Here is a 23444-nt window from a genome sequence, read left to right on the forward strand (position 1 = left end):
TAACGCCGATGGTAGTGTGGGGCATCCCCATGTGAGAGTAGGGCATCGCCAGATTGAATTAAAAAGCACCCCGTGGTTATGAGAATGACCGCGGGGTGTTTGCTTTGTGGGAAAAGGCTTTTTCACTTCCCGTAGGCTTCCCCAACTCCACGCATGACGTATGATTCAAGCACACCATACTCAAATTGCATGCAAAGGGCATATCATTTTAGTCCTTGGATAAGGACACCTCATTTTAGTTTTTGGGTTGTGAAAGATTGGTTTTTCTTCGTAATTTTCCTTGTAAAAAAGGAAAAAATCTGACCGCTTGTTGTAAATAAGATAAATGGTATTGGTAGTTATTTCACTCACTATTTATTCAGGTTGATGATTTCTGACCATGTAAGTCGATATATATTCCAATATTGTTGTTCTATATGACTCTTATTATGGCATAAGGGTGTCCATGGCTTAGCTAATCCAGTGTAATGAATAAGTACTGGTGAGGTGCCAGCTAAGTCTATTATTTCGTTATAAATATCTAGGCGATTATTTTCATATAAATAATAGGCTGCCCCAAATTGATAGTTATATTTTCTTTCGAGAGCTAGCCAGTTATCTTGTAAAGCTAAATTTAAAATATCTTGATCAGCTAAATCCGAACCACTTTGTTGATATTGATGAATCGCATTTTCTAATCGTTGATCTATATTATCCGTTTCTCTCCATTTTTTATTGTTAAATAATAAAACGCCAGCGTTAAAGTATTTGTTGAGTTGCGGAAATATTTTATGGTAAAAAAACTTACTATTAATGAGATAATCTGGTATTGCTGCCACTAAGAAATTAGATATATCTTGTTGATATAGAGGGCGCAGAGAACTGTTTGCCACAATGTCACAATCTAGGTAAAGCACTTTATCTTGGGGGATTAACTGAGGAATTAGACAGCGATAATAACTTGCTTCTGTAATATGGCTGTTTGTTTTTAAATGAGAAAAGTGAGTAGTGTCTAGTTTTATATCTGTAATATGACAATCAATTTTATTTAATTCAATATTCAAAGAATAAAACCATTGCTCAGAAAAATCTTTATTAATCAGATAAAAATGTATATGTCGATCAAAAAGACAAATGGATTTAATTAGAGTGATAATCTGTTCTGCATAATTACGATCTGCAGCTAGTGCAATATGCATTATGTTTGCCATTAAAACGCTACCTGTGGATGGAATTTTTCGGTTATTTTCACCAATTCAGTGAGAGTAATTGTGTTGAAATGGGTGCGTAATCCTCTTGCATTGAGATCATTTTCTAACACAAATAGATTTGAGATATGGGTAAAAAATTGCGGAAATTTGACCGCTTGTAATACGCCATCCTGCCATAAAATGATGGCATCATTTTCGGTAATTTGAGCGAGTAATGTTTGTAATTCATTCTGATCGTATTGTGCTTTGGAAAGGGTATAAAGCATAGTATTCCTTTGGTGTTCCTAATTTAGAATGTAAGTATTTTTTCGGCTTGATTTAGCACATTAAAAATCTCGGTGTGAGAAACGATGTGGGTGTTCGTTAAAATCCATTCTGGGTTCGTTAGATTTCTTGCATGGAGCGATTCAGCACAGATAAAACACTCCGTTAAATCATATAAATCAATCAGTTTAAAAGTGGAAATATGATCTTTTTGCAAGATGTTATGTGGTTGTTGCTTCGCCAGTAAGTTAAATATGCCGTCGTTTAAAAAGCAAATTGCGATTTCATCTTCAGCACAAAATGTACTTGCAGCGAGCAGGGCATCTAAGCCTTCTCGACTACTTGCTGTTCCAAAAGGCGGTTGAGTAAAAAGAAATGCCAGTTTATATTTTTTCATAATTAAAAGGTTAAGAGTCTGTCTGCTTTTAGTACTGCTTGGCTAAATTCGCCGAGCCCTGCTAGGGTAAAACCTTCGGCAAGATTTGTTTGTTGAGTTTTGCTAGTTTGCTGATCAACTATACCTCGTCTTTGCGCAGCAGAAATACAAAGATGCAAAGGTAAGCGGTGTAATTTTGCCAAATTTTGCCATTTTTCCACTAAATTGACTTCATCACTGGCAGGGTTTGCTAGAGCATTTGCATTTGTTACCCCGTCTTGGAAAAAAAAGATCTGCTGAATATGGTGTCCCGCAGCCAAGAGAGCTTCTGCTGTTTGATAGGCTAAATAGGCGCCCTGAGCGCCATAGATGGGGGATTTTATTGCGAGTACATAGTCCATTATTCGTTATCCTGTTTTATTTGTCGGATATAAAGATAAACGGTATGGCGTGAAATATTTAACCGATCAGCCACTTGGTTAATTGCATCTTTAATATCAAAAATTCCTTTCTCATATAGCGACACCACAATATGGCGATTTTTATTATTATTTGCCACGTTACGATCTGCCATGGTTTCTTCGATAGTATTTTCAATCGTTTGAGTAACAAGTTCTTCTACTGAGCTGGCAAAGTTGACTGCAGTATCTTCATCATCCTGCAATGGTGCGATAAAGGCATTGAGGAATTGAGAGGCAGGTACATCTAAATTGATATTAATGCAAATAAAGCCAATTACGTGCTGTTTACTATTACGAATAGCCACGGTAACCGATTTCATTAAAACACCGCCTTTGGAGCGAGTGAAATACGGTTTTGATACGCTATCGGTTTTCATTTGATGTAACGATTTTAGTGCTTTATCAGTAAGTGGAGAGCCTATCTTGCGATCAGTATTATGTCCGTTGGCAATATAGATCGCCGAATTTTCAAGAAACTCTAAAGAATGCAAAACGATTTCACAATGTTCACCAATAAGTGCGGCTATGCCGTCCACAATCGGGAAATAAGAGGCGAGAATGGCATGATCTTCTTCGCTAAATGTTTGGAATTTTTTCATAGATAATCTGGTTATTTTTGTTATGAAATGATGTTTCAAGACCAAAAAGCAAGCGGTCTAATTTGCAAAAAATTTTACAAATTAGACCGCTTAGATTCAAGGCTTATTTTTTCGCTTCTGTCGCTTTGAAATCTAATAATTCGATTTCAAATTTTAAAGTTGAGCTTGCTGGAATTTTGCCTGCTTGACGTTCACCGTAACCAAGTTCTGGCGGTAATACGATTTCCATTTTGCCACCTTTTTTCAGCATTGGAATGGCTTCAATCCACGCTGGAATTAATTGGTTTAATTGGAATTCAATTGGCTCGCCACGCTCGTATGAGCTATCGAATACCGTACCATCTGTTAATGTACCTTTATAGTGTACTTTTACCGTATCTTCTGCTTTTGGAGACTCGCCTGTGCCTGCTTTCTCAATTTTGTAGAGTAAGCCTGAAGACGTTTTCTTTACGCCTGCTTTTTTCTCGTATTCAGCACGGAATTTATTGCCAGCTTCAATAGTTGCTTTGCTTTTTTCGGCTGCAATTTTACTTTCTTGGCTAGCAAGATAAGTGTCGAGTGCTTTTAATTGTTTTTGTAAATCTTCATCGGTTAATTTACCCGTTTTTTTGATCGTATCTTGTACGCCAGCTAAAATTTTGTCTTGGTTGTAAGAGAAAATTTCTTTTTGAGATGCGACAACGCCTTCAATATTTTTTCCCATTAATACACCAACGGCATATGATGATTCATCTACAAATTTTTGATCGGCTTTTTGTTCTGCAAATGCAGTTTGTGATGTTGCGATAACACTCATTGCGATTGCTAGTGCAGAAAGTTTGCTTTTTAACATAGATTTTCCTTATAAATAATTGTTAAAAGAAAGGTAGATAGGGTAAAGTGTATTTCTTTGTTAGACAACCTTTTTTATTAAAAATGACGACAGAACACGATCTTTTACAGCGTATTGCTGAATTAGAAACGAAAGTTGCTTTCCAAGAAGTGACGATTGAAGAATTGAATCAAGCATTGGTTCATCATCAATTTACTTTGGATAAATTACAAACCCAAATTCGCCTCTTTGCAGAGAAGTTGCAAGGTGTTCAATCGAGTAACGTTGCTTCACTTTCTGAAGAAACACCACCACCGCATTATTAGGCTATGAACTTATTTATTAGTTCGGATTCTAATTGCTCACAGTTTAATTGAGGTAATTTTACTGAATATGCTATTTAAGGATTTAGTAAAGTGGGGAACAGTGTTGGTTATTTCACTCTTTGCATTGAATGTTTTTGCTGTGTCTGAACAAGCGGTCGGAAATTCGCAACAAACTGCCAAAAATGAACCGCTTTTTAAAGATGGAAAAGGCTATTATTCTTATAAAAAGCCAATCAATATTGAGTTGCCTAAAGATGGGCGCATCTTAATTCAATATTTTTTTAAATATGATTGTGCAGTTTGTTTAAATGCTAATGACTATTTAAAACAATATGCGCAACAGCACCAAGATAAAGTAGTGCTACAACATTCGCCTGCGTATGAAAACGGTGACACATTTACAGGGCAAATGCACGCCAGTTTTATTGCTAATGGGCGAGAAGATTTGAGCGAACTTTATTTATTTGATAGTGTAGGGCGTAAACAAACAGACAGTTTAGTCAAAAGTGATGCAGCGGTAGCTCAATGGATTTCCGCTAAAGGTTTGGATGTTGTTGCATTTAATAAGCTGTTTCATTCAGAACAAGTTAAAACGCGGATGGCGCAAGATCGTACGTTGTTTAATTTGTATAATCCGCCATATGTACCTATTGCTGTATTAAATGGAAAATATATTTTGTTATAAAATACTTTGTATAATGATGATTATACCTACGGTGTATTAGATTTCTTAATCAATAAACTACAACAAGAACAAAAAGAGGATCAAAAATAATGAAACTAAAAATTGGTATTATTGGCGCAATGGCTCAAGAAGTTGAAATTTTACGTAATTTAATGGTTGAAGCGAAAGTAACAGAAATTGCGGGCTGTAAAATTTATGACGGTAAAATTAATAATACGCGAGTAGCATTATTGCAATCGGGTATTGGTAAAGTGGCTGCAGCGGTAGGTACAACCTTATTACTTGAGCTGGCTAAGCCAGATATGATTATTAACACGGGGTCTGCAGGCGGTTTAGATGCAAAACTTAATGTAGGTGATATTGTGATTTCAACCGAAGTGCGTCACCACGATGTAGATGTGACTGCATTTGGTTACGAAAAAGGGCAATTACCAGCAAACCCAGCGGCATTTCTACCAAATGAGCATTTGATGAATGTTGCGATTAAAGAAACGGAAAAGTCAGGTTTTAATGCGGTTTCTGGCTTAATTTGTAGCGGTGATTTATTTGTGAATGGTGCTGAAGCCATCGCCCAAATTCGCCAAAACTTCCCAAATGTCGTTGCAGTAGAAATGGAAGCTGCAGCAATCGCACAAGTATGCCATGCATTTGAAGTACCATTTGTCGTAGTACGTGCAATTTCTGATGTGGCGGATAAAGCTTCTCACCTTTCTTTTGATGAGTTTCTACCGCTTGCAGCAGAAAAATCTTCGGAAATTGTGCTTGCTATGCTTAATAGTGTCGCTTAAGGCATTGTGATAAGCGGTCGACTTTGGTTGGAAATTTGCAAAAAAAGCCAAAAAATTGATCGCTTATTATCGCTATTTTTTTATAAGTTTTGTACAATCTACGACCTTTTTGCCTACACTAAATTGTAGGTCTTTTTTTATTTATGCTTTATTGATTACCTAATTATATTTTTGAGAAATTTATGAGTACTACACCGAATATTGGTTTTATCAGCCTAGGCTGTCCGAAAAACTTAGTGGATTCCGAACGTATTTTGACGGAATTACGCTCAGACGGTTATAACATTATTCCAAGTTATGAAAATGCGGATTTAGTGATTGTAAACACTTGTGGCTTTATTGACAGTGCTGTGCAAGAGTCATTAGAAGCGATTGGCGAAGCATTAGAAGAAAATGGCAAAGTGATTGTAACGGGTTGTTTAGGTGCGAAAGAAAACCAAATTCGTGAAGTACATCCAAAAGTATTAGAGATCACAGGGCCTCACAGCTATGAAGCGGTTATGCAACACGTGCATAAATATGTGCCTCGTCCAGAGCGTAATGTGTATACTAGTCTTGTGCCTGCACACGGAGTAAAACTTACACCTAAACATTATGCTTATTTAAAAATTTCAGAAGGCTGCGATCATCGTTGTACATTCTGTATTATTCCTTCAATGCGCGGTGATTTAGATAGCCGTTCAATTGTACAAGTCTTAGATGAAGCAAAACGTCTTGCAGATTCAGGCGTGAAAGAATTATTAATTGTTTCGCAAGATACTTCAGCGTATGCGTTAGATCAGTCAAAAGAAAATCAAAATAAAACCGTTTTCTGGAATGGTGCGCCAATTAAAAATAATCTCATTAGTTTATGTGAGCAATTAGGCTCTTTAGGCATTTGGGTTCGTTTACATTATGTATATCCATATCCGCACGTGGATAATTTAATTCCATTGATGGCGCAAGGTAAAATCTTACCGTATTTGGATATTCCATTACAGCATGCTAGCCCCAAAGTATTAAAAGCAATGAAGCGCCCAGGTTCTATTGAACGTACTTTAGAACGTATTAAAAAATGGCGAGAAATTTGCCCAGAGCTTACGCTTCGTTCGACTTTTATTGTTGGTTTCCCTGGTGAAACAGAAGAAGATTTCCAAATGTTATTGGATTTCTTAGAAGAAGCACAATTAGATCGTGTGGGTTGCTTTAAATTTAGCCCTGTGGAGGGTGCGGTTGCAACGGAAATGGCTGATCAAGTGCCAGAAGAAGTGAAAGAAGAGCGCTTTCATCGCTTTATGCAGGTTCAACAACGTATTTCGGCCGCGCGTTTACAACAAAAAGTGGGTAAAACACTAGCAGTGATTGTTGATGAAATTGATGAAGAAGGCATTATTGGTCGTTCTATGGCGGATGCGCCAGAAATTGATGGTGTTGTCTATGTTGATAATATTTCAAACCAAGAAATTAAAATTGGTCAAATCATTTCTGTAACCATTAGTAATGCAGATGAATATGACCTTTGGGGAAGTTGTTAATTTTTCAGGAAAACTAGTATGGAACATAATAAAAAACCTAATTTAACCACATTTGAAGCTGCAGTAGCGGCTAAAAAATATGAAGAAGCTTGTTCAGCATTACTTGAGATTTTAGCAAAACTTGATAGTAATTTTGGTGGAATTCAAGATATTGAGTTTGAATTTCCTACCCAATTAAAAGATCTTGAACAAGAGAAAACCGTTTATTTTTGTACTCGCTTAGCTACAGCGATTAGTACGCTATTCTCTGATCCAGGTTTAGAAATTTCGGTGGAAGGCGCACAGCGTTTCTTAGTATTCCAACGCTGGTTATCGCTTATATTTGCAAGTTCTCCGTTTATTAATGCAGACCATATTTTACAAACGTATAACCGCAATCCGAATCGTGAAAATAGCTTAGATATTCACTTAGATGCAACAAAAGCGGCATTAATTAAATTCTGCATTCTCTATTTGCCAGAATCAAACGTGAATTTAAACTTAGATGCAGCATGGAATGCAGATCCAGAGCTATGTGCTTCGCTTTGCTTTGCGCTACAATCTCCTCGCTTTATTGGTACGCCAGCCGCTTTCTCAAAACGTGGTGCGATTTTACAGTGGTTCCCTGCTCGTTTAGCTCAATTACAAAACCTCAATAATGTACCAAGTGCGATATCTCATGATGTGTATATGCACTGTAGCTATGATATTGCGGCAAATAAACATGATGTGAAGAAAGCACTAAACCAAGTAATTCGTCGTCATATTGAAAATGAATATGCTTGGCAAGATCGTGATGTGACTAAAGTGGGTTATCGTAATGGCAAACCAGTGATGGTGGTTTTACTTGAGCACTTCCATTCAGCGCATTCGATTTATCGTACGCACTCAACTTCAATGATTGCAGCGCGTGAACATTTCCATCTTATTGGTTTAGGCAATGCTTCAGTGGATCAAGCGGGTCGAGATGTATTTGATGAGTTCCATTTAGTGGATGGCAATAGCATGAAGGATAAATTAGAGTTTATCTGTTCAATTTGTGAAACAAATGGCGCATTAGTGTTCTATATGCCAAGTATTGGTATGGATTTAGCTACAATTTTTGCGAGCAACACACGTTTAGCGCCTGTACAGGTCATTGCATTAGGTCACCCTGCAACCACACATTCTGATTTTATTGAATATGTGATTGTTGAAGATGATTATGTTGGTTCAGAAGAGTGCTTTAGTGAAACCTTATTGCGTTTACCAAAAGATGCATTACCGTATGTACCTTCTGCATTAGCGCCAGAGAAAGTGGATTATTTATTACGTGAAAACCCAGAAGTGGTAAATATTGGTATTGCTTCAACAACCATGAAGTTAAACCCATATTTCTTAGAAGCGTTAAAAGCGATTCGTGATCGCGCTAAAGTGAAAGTGCATTTCCACTTTGCTTTAGGGCAATCTAATGGTGTAACACACCCGTATGTAGCTCGTTTTATCAAATCTTACTTGGGGGATTCAGCAACGGCACACCCGCATTCGCCTTACCACGAATACCTAAATATTTTGCATAATTGCGATATGATGGTTAATCCGTTCCCATTTGGGAATACGAACGGCATTATTGATATGGTTACTTTAGGCTTAGTTGGCGTATGTAAAACAGGTCCAGAAGTACATGAGCATATTGATGAGGGCTTATTTAAACGTTTAGGTTTACCTGAATGGTTAATTGCAAATACGGTTGATGAATATGTTGAGCGTTCTGTGCGTTTAGCAGAAAATCATCAAGAACGTTTAGCATTACGTCGTCATATTATTGAAAATAATGGCTTAAAAACGTTATTTACTGGCGATCCTCGCCCAATGGGACGTATGTTATTAACGAAAGCGATGGAATGGGCTGAGCAAAATAATGTTGCATTACAAATAAATACACTTGTAGCAGAAGAACCTAAAGCGAAAGCTAAGGGATCAAAAGCAACGAAAACCGCAACAGCGAGCAAAGCAAAAGCGACGACAAAAGTTAAAAAAGAGACTGCAAAAAAAGATACACCGTTAAAAGCGGCAGCGAAAAGAGCTAAAAAAGCGGCTAAATAATCGCGATTAATTGCAAAAGTACCGAAATATTCGGTGCTTTTTTTTTTACTTGAATTCTGGTCAGATGAGGAGCAATTACCGAACCTTTTAGATTTAATTGAGTCTTAGTGGGTGCAAATAGTTGTGGCAATTATTTGTGGTAGTAGTAACCCTTAAAATAAGGAAAATATAATGAAATTTATGGTAAAAGTACTTGCTGTTGCAGTATTAGCAACAACAGTTTCAGCATGTAACGGCTTAACTAAATCACAACGTAATACAGCAATTGGTGCTGCAGTTGGTGGGGTAGCTGGTAACATGATTGGAAACTCTACTGGCGCAACATTAGGTGGCGCAGCATTAGGTGGCGTTATCGGTAGCCAAATTAAATAATTCTTAAAGTAAGACCAGTTAAGATTAAATTAGCTGGTCTTATTTTTTGTACAAAAAGTTGCATAAATAAAATTATCTAATATAATTCGCTCGTTTTGAAACGAAATTTAAATGTTAGAAATCGAAACTTTTTGAGGAATGTATGTCAAAGAGAAATACACAACAACGCCGTCACCTAATTGTGAAAATGGTACAAGAGCAAGGGGAGGTGAGTGTTGAAACATTGGCAAATTTCTTCGAAACTTCTGAAGTAACAATTCGTAAGGATTTGACCGCTTTAGAAGAGAGCGGCTTCTTGTTACGTCGTTATGGCGGTGCAGTAAAGATTCCATCAGAGATGATCGAAGAAAGTAATGAACAACTTTCAAAACAAAAATTAGCTATTGCGCATGAAGCAGTAAAACACATTCGAGATCATAATCGCATTATTATTGATAGTGGAAGCACTACAGGCGCGATGGTCAAAGCCTTATATCAAACAGGCTTAGTGATTATGACTAATTCATTAGCACTCGCAACCGAATTAACTATGCTTGATAACGAACCAACCGTCTTGATGACTGGTGGTACTTGGGATGCTCGTTCAGATTCATTCCAAGGTAAAGTTGCTGAGCAAGTGCTACGTTCTTATGACTTTGACCAACTGTTTATTGGCGCAGATGGTTTGGATTTAGCGCGTGGCACCACCACATTTAACGAACTTGTAGGCTTGAGCCAAGTAATGGCAGAGGTTTCTCGAGAAGTTATCGTTTTAATTGAATCTCAAAAAATGGGACGTAAAATGCCAAATCTTGAGCTTGAATGGAAAGGCATAAATAAATTAATCACTGATGCTGATATTGATGAAGAGATTAAGAAAACAATCGAATCACATGGTATTGAAGTGATTGTCGCTCGTGATTAAGCGAGCAAATAATGAAAAGTGGCAAAAGTTTCTATTTATTACCCGTGACCCAGTTATTTATTATTTTTTAACTTTAACATAGGAAAGACATTATGTGCGGAATTGTAGGTGCAGTAGCACAACGCGACGTAGCAAACATTTTAGTAGATGGTTTACACCGCTTAGAGTATCGTGGTTACGACTCTGCGGGGGTTGCAGTATTAAACGAAGAACATAATATGCAAATTGTTCGTCGTGTAGGTAAAGTAAAAGCATTAGATGATGCTATTGCAGCAAGTCCATTAATCGGTGGTACAGGTATTGCTCACACTCGTTGGGCAACACACGGTGAACCATCAGAAACCAATGCTCACCCACACCGTAGCGGTAAAATCGCAGTAGTTCATAACGGTATTATCGAAAACTACGAAGAATTAAAAGTCGTTTTACAAGAGCGTGGTTATGTATTCCAATCGCAAACTGACACTGAAGTTATCGCTCACTTAGTTGAGTGGGAACTCCGCACATCAAATTCTTTATTAGAAGCAGTTCAGAAAACGGTTGTGCAACTACGTGGTGCATACGGCACGGTAGTAATGAACCAAGATGAACCAGAACATTTAATCGTAGCACGTTCAGGCTCTCCATTAGTTATTGGTTACGGTGTAGGTGAAAACTTCTTAGCATCAGACCCATTAGCATTATTAAGCGTAACACGTCGCTTCGCTTACCTTGAAGAAGGGGATGTAGCAGAAATTACACGTCACACTGTTGATATCTACACACGTGATGGTCAAAAAGTTGAACGTGAAATTCACGAAGGTAACTTCGAAGCGGATGCAGCGGACAAAGGTCCATACCGTCACTATATGCAAAAAGAAATTTTCGAACAACCAGTGGCGATCATGAACACCTTAGATGGTCGTATCGAAAATGGTAAAGTGAAAATTGATGCAATTGGTCCAAATGCAGCAGAAATTTTAGCTAAAGTTGAACACGTACAAATCGTTGCTTGTGGTACATCATACAATGCAGGTATGGTCGCTCGTTATTGGTTTGAAGCAATTGCAGGTGTGAGCTGTGATGTTGAAATTGCATCTGAATTCCGTTACCGTAAATTTGTAACGCGTCCAAACAGTTTATTAATCACACTTTCACAATCAGGTGAAACGGCGGATACTTTAGCTGCATTACGTTTAGCAAAAGAATCTGGCTATATGTCTGCAATGACTATCTGTAACGTTGCAAGTTCTTCACTTGTGCGTGAATCTGATTTCGCATTTATGACAAAAGCTGGCGTGGAAATCGGTGTTGCATCAACGAAAGCGTTTACTACGCAATTAACTTGTATGCTTCTTTTAAATGTGGCGATTGGTCGCTTAAAAGGCACAGTATCTGAAGAGCAAGAACACCACATTGTTCAAGCATTACAACGTTTACCTGCACAAATCGAAAGTGCATTAGTGTTTGATAAAGCAATTGAAAAATTATCAGAAGATTTCGCAGATAAACACCACACATTATTCTTAGGTCGTGGTGAATACTATCCAATCGCAATGGAATCTGCATTGAAATTAAAAGAAATTTCATACATTCACGCAGAAGCATACGCAGCGGGTGAATTAAAACACGGTCCATTAGCGTTAATCGATAGTGAAATGCCAGTAGTGGTAGTCGCACCAGAAAATGACTTACTTGAAAAAGTGAAATCAAATATCGAAGAAGTGCGTGCACGTGGTGGTCAGTTATATGTGTTCGCTGATCACGAAGCTGGCTTTGAAGAAACAACAGGCTTCAAAACCATCGTGTTACCACGTGTTGATGAAGTAACTGCACCAATCTTCTACACGGTGCCATTACAATTACTTTCATACCATATCGCATTAATCAAAGGTACCGACGTTGACCAACCTCGCAACCTTGCGAAAGCGGTAACGGTAGAATAATGCCAAAAAGCCTTTGAGTAAAAACTCAAAGGCTTTTTGCTTTTTACAAGCGGTCAAATTTGGCTAGATATTTTCAAGTTGATCACGGAATACACAACACGTTTGTTTTTTGCGTAATTGGTGTGTTCCGTTTTTAATATGCAAAATATTCCGCAAATTTGACCGCTTGTTTGCTAAGAATGTGACTTAGATCACATATTTAAAAAAGATGATTTAATTAATGTGAACTAGATCACATTTTAAAAAATAACGATTAAAATTTAATGTGATCAAGTTCACAAATTCAATATAAATATTTAGGCGACTTTCAGAACAAATGCTACTTTATGCGCAGATTTTAATCCCTTTTTCTCTACACTGTTGTTCAGGAGCAGTTATGTCTAATCTTAAAGTTAAAGTCCAAAGTTTTGGACGTTTCTTATCAAATATGGTGATGCCAAATATTGGGGCATTCATCGCTTGGGGTTTTATTACCGCATTATTTATTCCTACGGGTTGGTTACCAAATGAGAGTTTCGGTAAGCTTGTTGGTCCAATGATTACCTATTTATTACCATTATTAATCGGCTATAGCGGTGGTCGTTTAGCAGGGGGCGAACGTGGTGCGGTAGTAGGTGCAATTACCACTATGGGTATTATTGTTGGTTCTGAAATCCCAATGTTCTTAGGTGCAATGATTGTTGGTCCTCTTGGTGGTTGGGCAATCAAAACCTTCGATAAAGCCATTGAAGGTAAAGTGAAAAGTGGTTTTGAGATGTTAGTAAATAACTTCTCGGCAGGTATTATTGGTATGTTACTTGCGCTACTTTCATTTAGCTTTATTGGTGGCGTAGTAACTTCTATTTCAGATTTACTTGCAGCAGGTGTAAAAGCGTTAGTAAATGCAAATTTACTTGCATTAACCTCTATTATTGTTGAGCCAGCAAAAATCCTATTCTTAAACAATGCAATTAACCATGGTATTTTCTCACCGCTTGGTATTCAAGAGTCTTCAGAATTTGGTAAATCAATTTTCTTCTTAATTGAAGCAAACCCAGGTCCTGGTTTAGGTATATTGTTAGCTTATATGTTCTTTGGTAAAGGTTCGGCAAAAAATACCGCAAGTTCTGCCTCTATTATTCACTTCTTTGGTGGTATTCACGAAATTTATTTCCCGTATGTGTTAATGAATCCACGCTTAATCCTTGCAGTAATCGCAGGTGGTGCAACGGGCGTATTAACTAACTCATTACTCGGTGGTGGTTTAGTATCACCAGCTTCTCCAGGCTCAATTATTGCCGTATTAGCCATGACGCCAGCGGGCGCACACTTAGCGGTAATTGCTTCGGTGATTCTTTCATGCGCCGTTACATTTGCAATTGCCTCTGTATTGCTAAAAATGCAAAAAGAAGAAGCGTCTGATGATGCATTAGAAAGTGCACAAGCTGAAATGGCAGCAATGAAAGCACAAAGCAAAGGCGGGGCATTAGCTGCAGATGCTATGGTTGCAGGTGATTTCAGTCACATTCGTAAAATCTATGTTTCTTGTGATGCGGGTATGGGCTCAAGCGCAATGGGGGCAAGTTTGTTACGTAAGAAAGTACAAGCAGCAGGTTTAAATGTGGAAGTACAAAACGTTGCAATCAATGACTTACCACAAGATGCACAATTAGTGGTAACCCATAAAGACTTAACCGCTCGTGCACAAAAACAAGTGCCAACTGCACAACATTTATCACTGAATAACTTCTTAGATGGTGTGTTCTACGATAGTTTAGTGGCAAAACTTACCGCAAATAGCGAAGATAAACCAATTCCAGTAGAAATGGTGCCACAAGTGGCAACAGAGCGTGGTGGTTTAAACGTGACAGAAGCGCAAATCTTCTTAAATCTAACAGCTCGCACTAAAGAGGAAGCGATTCAGTTTGCAGGAGAACAATTAGTTAAATTAGGCTTTGCTGAAGCAGATTATGTACCAGCCATGTTTGAGCGTGAACAACAAGTTTCAACTTACTTAGGCGAAGGTATTGCTGTGCCACACGGTACGATTGCGGCAAAAGATAAAGTGCTTAAAACAGGTATCGTATTCTGCCAATATCGCGAAGGCGTACGTTTCACTGATGAAGAAGACGGGATAGCGAAATTAGTGATTGGTATCGCAGCGCGTAATAACGAGCATATTCAAGTGGTAAGTGCGATTACTAATGCGTTAGATGATGAGAAAACCATGGAAATTCTCACGTTAACCGATGATCCGCAAAAAGTACTACGCTTATTAAAAGGCGAGTAATACAAGAACCCTCTCCCCTTGTGGGAGAGGGAACGATTTTTCTTTGTTTAGAAGAAAAATTAAGCTGAGTGGTAAGCGGTCGAATTTTTTAAATTTTACAAATTAGCGAGGAACAAAAATGAACGCATTACATTTTGGTGCAGGTAATATCGGACGTGGTTTTATCGGTAAATTATTAGCTGATTCAGGCGTATTTGTGACATTTGCCGACATCAATCAAACCCAAATTGATCAAATTAACCAAAACAAACAATACGGGGTAAAAATCGTGGGCGATGCCAGCTGTGTTGAATTGGTAAAAAATATTGCAGCGATCAATTCGAAAGATGAAGAGGCTGTTATTGAGCAAGTAAAAAACGTTGATCTGATTACCACGGCGGTAGGCCCGAATGTATTAGGCTTTATTGCGCCATTGTTTGCTAGAGCATTGGTGGCTCGTATTGAATCAGGGAATACTCAGCCGTTAAATATTATTGCGTGTGAAAATATGGTACGTGGTACCAGTTTCTTTAAAGCAAAAATCTTTGAAAATTTGACCGATCCACAACAAGCTGAAATGGAAAAATTGGTTGGTTTTGTGGATTCTGCCGTAGATAGAATTGTGCCTCCAGCAGAATTAAACGAGTCGGATCCTCTAGAAGTAACGGTGGAAGAATTTAGCGAATGGATTGTTGATCAAACCCAATTCAAAGGGCAAATTCCAAATATTCAGGAAATGGAATTAACCGATAACCTGATGGCATTTGTTGAGCGCAAGTTATTTACCTTGAACACAGGTCATTTAATTTCCGCCTATTTAGGTAAGCAAGCGGGCGTAAAATGGATTAAAGAAGCGATTGCTATCGACAGCATAAAAGCGGCGGTAAAAGCAACGATGGAAGAAAGTGGCGCAGTATTAATTAAACGTTATAACTTCGATCCACAAGCACACGCAGCGTATATCGAAAAAATCTTAAAACGTTTTGCAAATCCGTATCTGAATGATGATGTAAATCGTGTAGGTCGTGAACCAATTCGTAAGCTCAGCCCGAACGATCGTTTAATTAAACCGCTTTTAGGCACGTTAGAATATGGTTTACCACATAAAAACCTCGTGAATGGCGTGGTAATGGCGCTACAATATCGTAATGAAGAAGACCCACAAGCGGTCGAATTAGCCCAATTTATTGCAGATAACGGAGTAGCAGCAGCGGTTGAGAAATACACCGGTTTAACAAACCAAGACGTGATTGCTCGAATTGTTGCGTTATATAACTAATGCCATATTCAGATAATTTTATCGAACAGTTAAGCGAGGTAAGTTCTTTACGGGGCTTCCTCGCCCTTGCGACTAACCAATTTACACAAAATGTTGATCGCCTGATTCAGCGTGTGTTTCGCAAATCGGATTTTGCTTTGAAATCGGTGGTGGATTCTTTGTTTGAATATCAAGGACCACTGGCGGAATTGTCTGTTCGACTAAAGTTATTACTGGGTTTAGGTGTGGTTTCAGCAGAGGTATTTGAAGACATTACTTTATTTATCGAGCTGAAACAGCACTTAAGTGATGAAGTGGAAGAGTTACCTTTTTCACACCCAGCGATTGTTCAGTTTGCCAAAGATTTACATCATATTGATTTGGCCCCCGCCACTGAAATGCTCAAACACCAGACTACAGGTGAGAACAAAGATTCTATGTTATTTCAAATGCAACAAATTCGCTTAGAGCGAATTATGCGATCTAGTCTGATTCTCGCCATCACCGAAATTAACGAAAAGCTGAATGTAGAAAGCCCCTTATAATGGGGCTTTATTTTTTATCTTAGTTTTGTTTTTTATCAAAATGAAATTTTTATGACAAGAAATGAAAAATAGCCGTGTTTCTTGTCTGTTTTTTGTACTTTGTTAGCTTTTTTAGGCTTTTTTTAAATAAAATTATTTTCATTTTGATGGTTTTATTTTTATTTTGTGATCTTGATCTCTTTTTATTTTGAAAAATTAAGCTACTGTTCGCTACGTTGCTGGATTGAAATGCAACTAAAATTTTTCATTTTAATACTGGAGGTCGTTATGATCGAATCAATTACCCATGGGGCAGAGTGGTTTATCGGTTTGTTCCAAAAAGGTGGTGAAACGCTTGTTGGAATGATGACAGGTATTTTGCCATTACTCATTTCCCTTTTAGTTGTGATGAATGCATTGATCAAATTTGTTGGTCAGACGCGTATTGAGCGCTTAGCGCAACGTAGTGCAGGTAATCCTATTTCTCGTTATTTCATTCTTCCTGTGATTGGTACCTTTGTATTTTGTAACCCGATGACCTTAAGTTTAGGGCGTTTCTTACCTGAACGCTATAAACCAAGTTACTACGCTGCCGCTTCATATAGTTGTCATTCGATGAATGGTTTATTTCCACATATCAACCCTGGTGAATTATTTGTTTACCTTGGTATTGCGAATGGTTTAACAACGTTAGGTTTACCGCTTGGTCCACTTGCCATTAGCTATCTGTTAGTTGGGATGTTTACTAATTTCTTCAGAGGTTGGATTACAGATTTCACTACAGCGTTTTTTGAAAAACGTATGGGTATTACGTTAGATAGAGAAGTTCGTTTATCGCATTAAGTAGAGTTAAGTCAATAGCGCTGCCCCTTGTATCAGCAAAGGATTAGCGTTATTCAGGAGAAACAAATTATGACTAAATCAATTTATATCGAAAAAGGAAATGGTGGCTGGGGCGGACCGCTTACTTTGCCTATAGTTGAGGGTAAAAAAGTGCTTTATATGACGGGAGGTACTCGTCCAGCCATTGTAAACAAGTTAGTGACATTAACAGGTTGGGAAGCGGTCGATGGCTTTAAAGATGGCGAGCCACCAGCAGAAGAAATCGGTATTGCAATTATTGACTGCGGTGGTGTACTTCGTTGTGGCTTATACCCTAAACGCCGTATTCCGACCATTAATGTACACGCTACAGGCAAATCAGGACCTCTTGCTCAATATATTGTAGAAGATATTTATGTGTCAGCGGTAAAAGAAAGCAATATTCGCTTAATTGAAACAGAAGATGCAATAGAAGCTACTTTGCAATCAGATACAACCAAAATGGAATCTACAGCTTCCACCAAAGAATATGATGCAACGAAAAAGATTACTGAACAAAGTGATGGCATTTTGGCAAAAATTGGTATGGGGATGGGGGCAGTAGCTGCACTGTTTTTCCAAGCGGGGCGCGATACGATTGATACTGTTTTAAAAACTATCTTACCTTTTATGGCGTTTGTTTCAGCCTTGATTGGAATCATCATTGCATCGGGTTTGGGAGATCTTATTGCTCAAGGATTAACGCCATTAGCCAATAGTCCAATTGGTCTAGTGACATTAGCTTTAATTTGTTCATTCCCATTATTGTCACCATTCTTAGGACCTGGCGCAGTAATTGCGCAGGTAATCGGGGTGTTAGTTGGTACGCAAATTGGTTTAGGCAATATCCCTCCACACTTAGCGCTTCCTGCCCTATTCGCAATTAATGCGCAAGCAGCGTGTGACTTTATTCCCGTTGGACTTTCTATGGCTGAGGCGAAACAAGATACCGTGCGAGTTGGTGTGCCAGCAGTGTTAGTCGGGCGTTTCTTAACAGGTGCGCCGACAGTATTAATTGCATGGGCTGCATCAGCATTTATTTATCACTAATCGAAAATACAAGCGGTTTGATTTGCAAAAAAGCTGAAAAAAATGACCGCTTGTAAGAAAAGAGGAATCATTCAAATGATGATTATTTATCAAACTACATTTAACAAAATTGGTGATTTTGCAACCGAAGCGCTAGCAGACGATATGTTAATCACCTTTAAACAAGGCGCTCCAGCAGATTTAGAAGATTATTGCTTTATCCATAGTCACGGAGTGTTATTAGATGAGGTTCAAGTTGGCGATGTAGCGGAATTTAATGGCGTCGATTATCCGATTACCGCAGTAGGGAGTGTGGCAAGTTTTAATTTAAAAGAATTAGGTCATGTAACATTCCGTTTTGATCAAGCGAATCAAGCTGAATTCCCTGGTACGATTCATGTGATTGGGGCGACACCTGACCGTGTTGAGTTAGGTTCAATGTTAAGAATTAAACGTGGTGAATAACCCGTGGAAACTTTAAATTTTATGTAGAGGAAATAAATTATGAATAACGCAAAAAAAGTCGCAATCGTTGTGGGTGGCGGTCAAACATTAGGCGCTTTTCTATCAGAAGGCTTAGCGGATGTAGGCTATCGAGTAGTGGTTGCGGACTTAAATGGTGAAAATGCACAAAAAGTTGCAGAGTCCATTAATCAGACACAAGGTGCAGACAATGCAATTGGGGTTCAAGTTGATGCGAGTAACGAATCAAGTGTAGAAGCACTTGCAGCCGCAACAGATAGAGCTTTTGGACGGGCTGATGTATTAGTTTATAGCGCAGGTACTGCAAAAGCTTCACCGATTTGGGATTTCAATTTAAGCGACTTTGATTTATCAGTGAAAGTGAATCTTACAGGTTATTTCTTAACCGCTAAACATTTTTCACGTTTGATGATTAGAGATGGAATTAAAGGCAGAATTATCCAAATTAACTCTAAATCAGGCAAAGTGGGTAGCAAATATAATTCAGGTTATAGCGCAGCAAAATTTGGTGGGGTGGGATTAACTCAATCCTTAGCATTAGATTTAGCGGATAAAGGCATTACTGTTCATTCATTAATGTTAGGCAATTTATTGAAATCACCGATGTTCCAATCATTAATTCCGCAATATGCGAAAAAATTAGGTATTCCAGAAAATGAGGTAGAACAAGTTTATATTGATAAAGTGCCACTAAAACGTGGTTGTGATTATCAAGATGTGTTAAATGTTCTAAAATTCTATGCCAGTGAAGAAGCATCCTATTGTACGGGGCAATCAATAAATATCACGGGTGGACAAGTGATGTTCTAACAAAACAAGCGGTCGTTTTTGTAAAATTTTTTGCAAATTCGACCGCTTCTAATCGAATTACTAAAGAAGGAGAAACGTATGGATTCAACTACTGCCCTGATTATGTTTGCTATTGTGATGTGGTTGTTACAGATTGCGTTTGGTTGGTTACAAATCAAGGCATTTAATCAGGCTTTTATAGCATTGAGTCAAAAAGGAAAGGTAACAGTTGGACGTAATAGTGGTCGTTTTAATCCTAAATCAGTAATTGTGTTAGCACTAGATGATCAACTCAATGTAATCGATAGCTTATGTATGCAGGGTTTTTCCGTTTTTGCCAAACCACAAAAACTTAAATCGGTGATCGGTATGCATATTCACGATATTCATCCAGAAAAAATATTTCCAAATGATAAAAAATCACAGTTTGCTTTAAAAGTAGCGCTATCATCAGGTTTACAATGAAAAAATTCTTTTGCATTTTTTATGTCAAAATGAAAGAAAAATGGGATAATAGGAGCAGATATGAAAGTAACCAGTGTTATTTTTGATATGGATGGCGTGATTATTGACTCTGAGCCACAATGGGCGGAAGCTCAGATTCATACTTTAGCGCAATTAGGTATTCAGATTACCGAACATGATTGTGAACAATTAACGCGTGGCAAACGTATTGATGAGTTAGCCCAAGTTTGGATTGACCGCTTTCAATTAAAACTTGATAAGCAAGTATTTATGCAAGATATCCTTAAACATGGTAGTTATGCTATCTCTCAAGCGGGTACTGCATTGCCAGGGTTGTATCCATTATTAGATTTTTTAACGCAAAATCACTTTCGCTTAGCATTAGCCACTTCTTCACCACCAATGATAATTAAAGCAGTATTTGATCGCCTTGATTTATGGCATTATTTTCCGATTTTATGTAGTGCAATGGATGAAGAATATGGAAAACCTCATCCAGCGGTCTATTTGCAAGCAGTTAAAAAACTAGGGGTTTCGGGAAATGAATGTGTTGTGATTGAGGATAGTGTGACAGGGATGATTGCAGCTAAAGCAGCAAATTTAACAACCTTTGTAGTGAATCCACAAGCTCATCAAGCTAAATTTGCGATTGCTGATGAGCGCTTATCCTCATTATTTGATGTGATTAAACGACTAGAATAATTAGCCGAAAAAAGATCACAAAATAGGAAGAACTAATGAAACCATTTGAAAGACAACAACAAATTTTAGATTACTTGTTGATTCATGGCAGAACAAATGTTGATGTGCTAGCGGAGCATTTCCAATTTACAGGCGCTACAATTCGTAAAGACTTAACTTTACTGGAGAAACAAGGAAAAGTATTACGAACATACGGCAGTGTTGTGATTCTTTCGGAAGAAAATGATCAGCCGATCGAATTAAAAACAGGCATTAATTTAACTCAAAAGCAACGTATCGGACAAAAAGCAGCGACGCTTATCAATGAAGGTGATTCGGTGATTTTCGATGCTGGAAGCACGGTTTTACAAATGATTCCGTATTTAACACCATTTGAAAATCTGTCGTTAATGACAAACAGCTTAACCATTTTTAATGCGATTTTAGGTCTTAATAAATCATATAATTTGTTGATGTCTGGTGGTTCTTATCGAGAAAAATCCGCTTCGTTTCATGGCTATTTTGCTGAATCTGCATTTATTGGCTCAACCTTCGATACGCTCTTTATCGGTACCGATGGTTTTGATTTGGACGTAGGATTAACGACTTTTAATGAAGTATATCGAGTAAGTACACTAATGTGTAATGCTGCAAAGAAAATCGTAGTATTAGCGGATTCTAGTAAGTTTGGACGTAAAAGTCCGAATATTGTGTGTGGTTTAGATAAGATTGATACTATTATTACAGATAGTAATTTACCGCTTGAAATGCAACAAAGTATTCGAGAGCAAGGTATTGAATTACTCATTGTATAAATATAGTTATTTATCGTGGAAAAGCCGAAGATTTTGATTAATCTTCGGCTTTTTTATATGGGAAGCGGTATAATTTCTACAATATTTTGCAAGGAGTATGCTATGCAGAGTTTGTTGAGTTATTTGCCTTCTTTTTTACAATCTCCATTATTTGGGGTGCTTTTGTTACTGACAGTTGCGGTCGGGCTGTTTATTCAAAATAAGTTGCGAATGGATATTATCGCTCTGTTGGTGATGTTAGGTTTTGGTATAACAGGCATTTTAACCACTCAAGAAATTTTTGCGGGATTGAGTGACCCAAATATTGTGCTTTTAGCGCTGTTATATGTGGTGGGAGAGGCGCTTGCTCGCACAGGGGTGGCGTATCAGATTAGCGATTGGTTAATGCGGGTAGCAGGTGCAAGTGAAACCAAAGTGTTGGTGCTGATGATGCTTTCAATCGGTGTATTAGGTGCATTTATGAGTTCGACAGGTATTGTGGCGATTTTTATTCCCGTTGCGTTGGCGATCTGCACGGGTATGAATATTTCTCCACGTCGTATGATGATGCCCCTTAGTATTGCAGGTTTAATTAGTGGGATGATGACACTAATTGCCACTGCACCAAACTTAGTTACCCATGCAGAATTAATTAAAGCGGGCTATCAAGGATTTGGTTTTTTTAGTTTTACCCCGATTGGTTTGGTGGTATTGCTATTGGGTATTTTATATATGTTGGGTGCTCGTCGTTGGCTAGATAATGGTGAGATTCAAACGCTAGCCAAAGATGAAAATAGTATGGCGCATTTGATTGAACAGTATCAGTTACACGGGCGAGCCAAAATGGTGATTTTGCAAGAAGATTCACCGTTTATTGGAAAAACAATGGATGAATTGAAATTGCGTTCTTTATATCGAATGAACGTGATTGCCATTCAGCGCTATAAAAATTTCCGCTCACAAATTATGGCGGCATTCGGCAACGATCAATTGCAAGCAAAAGATATTTTGTTAATGGATATCGGTATTGGTGAAGAGGCGTTTGCCATGTTATGTGAAGAATGCAAACTGCAACCTGTTGAATTAAAAGACGAATACTTCTCAACACACGCAAAATCGGTGGGAATGGCAGAGTTTGCTGTGATGCCAGAAACAGAAAGTCTCGGTAAAACCGTACAACAATTAAATTTCCGTTCTACCTATGGTTTAAGTGTGGTGGGGATTAAACGTGATAACCGTATTTTGCAAGAAGAATTACTTAATGAAGCGGTTAAAGCGGGAGATGTATTGTTGGTAATGGGTGTTTGGCAAAAAATTATCACCCTTGAAAAATACAATAAAGATCTGTTTTTACTTGGTTTGCCAAAAGAGGGAAAACAAGTTGCACCAGCGGCAAGCCAAGCACCTTATGCGCTGTTGTCGGTTTGTTTAATGGTATTACTGATGATTAGCGGTTGGGTACCGAATGTTATTGCAGCGTTAATTTGCTGTTTATTACTGGGTAAATTTCGCTGTATTGATATGAAAAGTGCTTACGATGCTATTCATATTCCGAGTTTATTGTTAATTGTCGGTATGATGCCATTTTCGACCGCTATGCAAAAAACGGGCGGTGTTTCGTTAATTGTGGAACAATTCTTAGCACTCACAGGTGGTCAAAGTACTCATTATAGTTTGGTGTTGCTAGGATTATTTGCGTTGACTGCAGTCGTGGGCTTATTTATCTCAAATACCGCAACTGCGATTTTAATGGCGCCGATCGCAATTGAAATCGCTAAACAGTTACACTATTCGCCAATTGCATTTGTCATGGTGGTTGCAATCGCCTCTTCTGCTGCCTTTATGACCCCAATTTCTTCGCCCGTAAACACCATGGTGATTGCGCCTGCAGGTTATCGCTTTACAGACTTTGTCAAAATTGGTGTGCCCTTTACATTATTGGTAATGGGGGTAACGGTTTGGCTAGTTCCGTTGTTATTTCCGCTATAACTATATTTAGTGCATTGATTATTCCGCTTTCTTTAATGGTGCGA

Annotated in this window: 25 protein-coding genes; 19 read left to right on the forward strand and 6 right to left on the reverse strand. The window is 38.1% G+C overall.

Annotated features, from left to right (window positions below; translation table 11 throughout):
• Positions 1–350: 350 nt before the first annotated feature.
• The 6 genes from F8M47_RS04660 to fkpA form a co-directional block, all read right to left on the reverse strand.
• Positions 351–1190, reverse strand: a complete 840-nt coding sequence (locus tag F8M47_RS04660) for a glycosyltransferase family 8 protein (RefSeq protein WP_150539020.1) — start codon at positions 1188–1190, stop codon at positions 351–353.
• Positions 1190–1456: a sulfurtransferase complex subunit TusB gene (gene tusB, locus F8M47_RS04665; RefSeq protein WP_150539021.1), complete on the reverse strand. Its 267-nt coding sequence runs from the start codon at positions 1454–1456 to the stop codon at positions 1190–1192. Before tusB ends, F8M47_RS04660 begins: the two co-directional genes overlap by 1 nt.
• A 23-nt stretch (positions 1457–1479) precedes the next feature.
• On the reverse strand, positions 1480–1851 hold the full coding sequence (gene tusC / locus F8M47_RS04670) for a sulfurtransferase complex subunit TusC (protein ID WP_167509598.1): 372 nt from the start codon (positions 1849–1851) through the stop codon (positions 1480–1482).
• A gap of 2 nt (positions 1852–1853) precedes the next feature.
• The gene (gene tusD / locus F8M47_RS04675) at positions 1854–2231 is read right to left on the reverse strand and encodes a sulfurtransferase complex subunit TusD (protein WP_150539023.1); all 378 of its coding nucleotides are present in this window, start codon (positions 2229–2231) and stop codon (positions 1854–1856) included.
• Positions 2231–2890, reverse strand: coding sequence for a helix-turn-helix transcriptional regulator (locus F8M47_RS04680; RefSeq protein ID WP_150539024.1), 660 nt, complete (start codon positions 2888–2890; stop codon positions 2231–2233). The genes tusD and F8M47_RS04680 overlap by 1 nt, the downstream gene beginning before the upstream one ends.
• Before the next feature lie 103 nt (positions 2891–2993).
• Complete coding sequence (fkpA, locus tag F8M47_RS04685) at positions 2994–3722, reverse strand: FKBP-type peptidyl-prolyl cis-trans isomerase (RefSeq protein WP_150539025.1); 729 nt, start codon at positions 3720–3722, stop codon at positions 2994–2996.
• A gap of 83 nt (positions 3723–3805) precedes the next feature.
• Between fkpA and F8M47_RS04690 the strand changes: the two genes are divergently transcribed.
• From F8M47_RS04690 to F8M47_RS04780, 19 genes are all read left to right on the forward strand, one after another.
• Positions 3806–4027: a SlyX family protein gene (locus tag F8M47_RS04690; RefSeq protein WP_150539026.1), complete on the forward strand. Its 222-nt coding sequence runs from the start codon at positions 3806–3808 to the stop codon at positions 4025–4027.
• Positions 4028–4094: 67 nt separating this feature from the next.
• Entirely contained in the window at positions 4095–4712 is a 618-nt protein-coding gene (locus F8M47_RS04695) for a thioredoxin domain-containing protein (protein ID WP_244298065.1), read from the forward strand.
• An 89-nt stretch (positions 4713–4801) separates the two neighbouring features.
• On the forward strand, positions 4802–5500 hold the full coding sequence (gene mtnN / locus F8M47_RS04700) for a 5'-methylthioadenosine/S-adenosylhomocysteine nucleosidase (protein WP_150539027.1): 699 nt from the start codon (positions 4802–4804) through the stop codon (positions 5498–5500).
• Between the two features lie 182 nt (positions 5501–5682).
• Positions 5683–7014, forward strand: coding sequence for a 30S ribosomal protein S12 methylthiotransferase RimO (gene rimO, locus F8M47_RS04705; protein ID WP_150539028.1), 1332 nt, complete (start codon positions 5683–5685; stop codon positions 7012–7014).
• An 18-nt stretch (positions 7015–7032) separates the two neighbouring features.
• A complete protein-coding gene (locus F8M47_RS04710) occupies positions 7033–9078 on the forward strand; it encodes a UDP-glucose:protein N-beta-glucosyltransferase (protein ID WP_150539029.1) in 2046 nt (681 codons plus the stop codon).
• A 171-nt stretch (positions 9079–9249) separates the two neighbouring features.
• Complete coding sequence (locus tag F8M47_RS04715; RefSeq protein ID WP_015674186.1) at positions 9250–9450, forward strand: glycine zipper 2TM domain-containing protein; 201 nt, start codon at positions 9250–9252, stop codon at positions 9448–9450.
• A 142-nt stretch (positions 9451–9592) separates the two neighbouring features.
• Positions 9593–10354 (forward strand): DeoR/GlpR family DNA-binding transcription regulator, encoded by a 762-nt coding sequence (locus F8M47_RS04720; protein ID WP_150539030.1) that lies wholly within the window; start codon positions 9593–9595, stop codon positions 10352–10354.
• Positions 10355–10446: 92 nt separating this feature from the next.
• Positions 10447–12279 carry a glutamine--fructose-6-phosphate transaminase (isomerizing) gene (glmS, locus tag F8M47_RS04725; RefSeq protein WP_150539031.1) on the forward strand — a complete coding sequence of 611 codons (1833 nt, stop codon included), beginning with the start codon at positions 10447–10449 and terminating at the stop codon, positions 12277–12279.
• 376 nt (positions 12280–12655) lie between these two features.
• Positions 12656–14548 carry a PTS mannitol transporter subunit IICBA gene (locus F8M47_RS04730; RefSeq protein ID WP_150539032.1) on the forward strand — a complete coding sequence of 631 codons (1893 nt, stop codon included), beginning with the start codon at positions 12656–12658 and terminating at the stop codon, positions 14546–14548.
• Between the two features lie 118 nt (positions 14549–14666).
• The gene (locus F8M47_RS04735) at positions 14667–15806 is read left to right on the forward strand and encodes a mannitol-1-phosphate 5-dehydrogenase (RefSeq protein ID WP_150539033.1); all 1140 of its coding nucleotides are present in this window, start codon (positions 14667–14669) and stop codon (positions 15804–15806) included.
• The gene (locus tag F8M47_RS04740) at positions 15806–16330 is read left to right on the forward strand and encodes an MltR family transcriptional regulator (protein ID WP_150539034.1); all 525 of its coding nucleotides are present in this window, start codon (positions 15806–15808) and stop codon (positions 16328–16330) included. The genes F8M47_RS04735 and F8M47_RS04740 overlap by 1 nt, the downstream gene beginning before the upstream one ends.
• Positions 16331–16597: 267 nt before the next feature.
• On the forward strand, positions 16598–17152 hold the full coding sequence (gene srlA / locus F8M47_RS04745) for a PTS glucitol/sorbitol transporter subunit IIC (protein ID WP_150539035.1): 555 nt from the start codon (positions 16598–16600) through the stop codon (positions 17150–17152).
• 69 nt (positions 17153–17221) lie between these two features.
• On the forward strand, positions 17222–18220 hold the full coding sequence (srlE, locus tag F8M47_RS04750; protein ID WP_150539036.1) for a PTS glucitol/sorbitol transporter subunit IIB: 999 nt from the start codon (positions 17222–17224) through the stop codon (positions 18218–18220).
• A gap of 75 nt (positions 18221–18295) precedes the next feature.
• Complete coding sequence (gene srlB, locus F8M47_RS04755; protein ID WP_150539037.1) at positions 18296–18664, forward strand: PTS glucitol/sorbitol transporter subunit IIA; 369 nt, start codon at positions 18296–18298, stop codon at positions 18662–18664.
• Positions 18665–18703: 39 nt separating this feature from the next.
• Positions 18704–19492, forward strand: coding sequence for a sorbitol-6-phosphate dehydrogenase (gene srlD / locus F8M47_RS04760; RefSeq protein ID WP_150539038.1), 789 nt, complete (start codon positions 18704–18706; stop codon positions 19490–19492).
• A gap of 78 nt (positions 19493–19570) precedes the next feature.
• Positions 19571–19936 (forward strand): transcriptional regulator GutM, encoded by a 366-nt coding sequence (gene gutM / locus F8M47_RS04765; RefSeq protein ID WP_150539039.1) that lies wholly within the window; start codon positions 19571–19573, stop codon positions 19934–19936.
• Between the two features lie 60 nt (positions 19937–19996).
• On the forward strand, positions 19997–20638 hold the full coding sequence (hxpB, locus tag F8M47_RS04770; protein WP_150539040.1) for a hexitol phosphatase HxpB: 642 nt from the start codon (positions 19997–19999) through the stop codon (positions 20636–20638).
• Between the two features lie 35 nt (positions 20639–20673).
• A complete protein-coding gene (gene srlR / locus F8M47_RS04775; protein WP_150539041.1) occupies positions 20674–21432 on the forward strand; it encodes a glucitol operon DNA-binding transcriptional repressor SrlR in 759 nt (252 codons plus the stop codon).
• A 102-nt stretch (positions 21433–21534) separates the two neighbouring features.
• Positions 21535–23400, forward strand: a complete 1866-nt coding sequence (locus F8M47_RS04780; RefSeq protein ID WP_150539042.1) for an SLC13 family permease — start codon at positions 21535–21537, stop codon at positions 23398–23400.
• The last annotated feature ends 44 nt before the right edge of the window (positions 23401–23444 follow it).

The organism is Actinobacillus vicugnae (assembly GCF_901687125.1).
In the GTDB taxonomy this organism is placed as follows: domain Bacteria; phylum Pseudomonadota; class Gammaproteobacteria; order Enterobacterales; family Pasteurellaceae; genus Actinobacillus; species Actinobacillus vicugnae.

Excerpts from the sequence above, each read along its gene's own strand:
- F8M47_RS04660 (WP_150539020.1), bottom strand. The coding sequence starts at position 1,190 with ATGGCAAACATAATGCATATTGCACTAGCTGCAGATCGTAATTATGCA.
- tusB (WP_150539021.1), bottom strand. The coding sequence starts at position 1,456 with ATGCTTTATACCCTTTCCAAAGCACAATACGATCAGAATGAATTACAA.
- tusC (WP_167509598.1), bottom strand. The coding sequence starts at position 1,851 with ATGAAAAAATATAAACTGGCATTTCTTTTTACTCAACCGCCTTTTGGA.
- tusD (WP_150539023.1), bottom strand. The coding sequence starts at position 2,231 with ATGGACTATGTACTCGCAATAAAATCCCCCATCTATGGCGCTCAGGGC.
- F8M47_RS04680 (WP_150539024.1), bottom strand. The coding sequence starts at position 2,890 with ATGAAAAAATTCCAAACATTTAGCGAAGAAGATCATGCCATTCTCGCC.
- fkpA (WP_150539025.1), bottom strand. The coding sequence starts at position 3,722 with ATGTTAAAAAGCAAACTTTCTGCACTAGCAATCGCAATGAGTGTTATC.
- F8M47_RS04690 (WP_150539026.1), top strand. The coding sequence starts at position 3,806 with ATGACGACAGAACACGATCTTTTACAGCGTATTGCTGAATTAGAAACG.
- F8M47_RS04695 (WP_244298065.1), top strand. The coding sequence starts at position 4,095 with ATGCTATTTAAGGATTTAGTAAAGTGGGGAACAGTGTTGGTTATTTCA.
- mtnN (WP_150539027.1), top strand. The coding sequence starts at position 4,802 with ATGAAACTAAAAATTGGTATTATTGGCGCAATGGCTCAAGAAGTTGAA.
- rimO (WP_150539028.1), top strand. The coding sequence starts at position 5,683 with ATGAGTACTACACCGAATATTGGTTTTATCAGCCTAGGCTGTCCGAAA.
- F8M47_RS04710 (WP_150539029.1), top strand. The coding sequence starts at position 7,033 with ATGGAACATAATAAAAAACCTAATTTAACCACATTTGAAGCTGCAGTA.
- F8M47_RS04715 (WP_015674186.1), top strand. The coding sequence starts at position 9,250 with ATGAAATTTATGGTAAAAGTACTTGCTGTTGCAGTATTAGCAACAACA.
- F8M47_RS04720 (WP_150539030.1), top strand. The coding sequence starts at position 9,593 with ATGTCAAAGAGAAATACACAACAACGCCGTCACCTAATTGTGAAAATG.
- glmS (WP_150539031.1), top strand. The coding sequence starts at position 10,447 with ATGTGCGGAATTGTAGGTGCAGTAGCACAACGCGACGTAGCAAACATT.
- F8M47_RS04730 (WP_150539032.1), top strand. The coding sequence starts at position 12,656 with ATGTCTAATCTTAAAGTTAAAGTCCAAAGTTTTGGACGTTTCTTATCA.
- F8M47_RS04735 (WP_150539033.1), top strand. The coding sequence starts at position 14,667 with ATGAACGCATTACATTTTGGTGCAGGTAATATCGGACGTGGTTTTATC.
- F8M47_RS04740 (WP_150539034.1), top strand. The coding sequence starts at position 15,806 with ATGCCATATTCAGATAATTTTATCGAACAGTTAAGCGAGGTAAGTTCT.
- srlA (WP_150539035.1), top strand. The coding sequence starts at position 16,598 with ATGATCGAATCAATTACCCATGGGGCAGAGTGGTTTATCGGTTTGTTC.
- srlE (WP_150539036.1), top strand. The coding sequence starts at position 17,222 with ATGACTAAATCAATTTATATCGAAAAAGGAAATGGTGGCTGGGGCGGA.
- srlB (WP_150539037.1), top strand. The coding sequence starts at position 18,296 with ATGATGATTATTTATCAAACTACATTTAACAAAATTGGTGATTTTGCA.
- srlD (WP_150539038.1), top strand. The coding sequence starts at position 18,704 with ATGAATAACGCAAAAAAAGTCGCAATCGTTGTGGGTGGCGGTCAAACA.
- gutM (WP_150539039.1), top strand. The coding sequence starts at position 19,571 with ATGGATTCAACTACTGCCCTGATTATGTTTGCTATTGTGATGTGGTTG.
- hxpB (WP_150539040.1), top strand. The coding sequence starts at position 19,997 with ATGAAAGTAACCAGTGTTATTTTTGATATGGATGGCGTGATTATTGAC.
- srlR (WP_150539041.1), top strand. The coding sequence starts at position 20,674 with ATGAAACCATTTGAAAGACAACAACAAATTTTAGATTACTTGTTGATT.
- F8M47_RS04780 (WP_150539042.1), top strand. The coding sequence starts at position 21,535 with ATGCAGAGTTTGTTGAGTTATTTGCCTTCTTTTTTACAATCTCCATTA.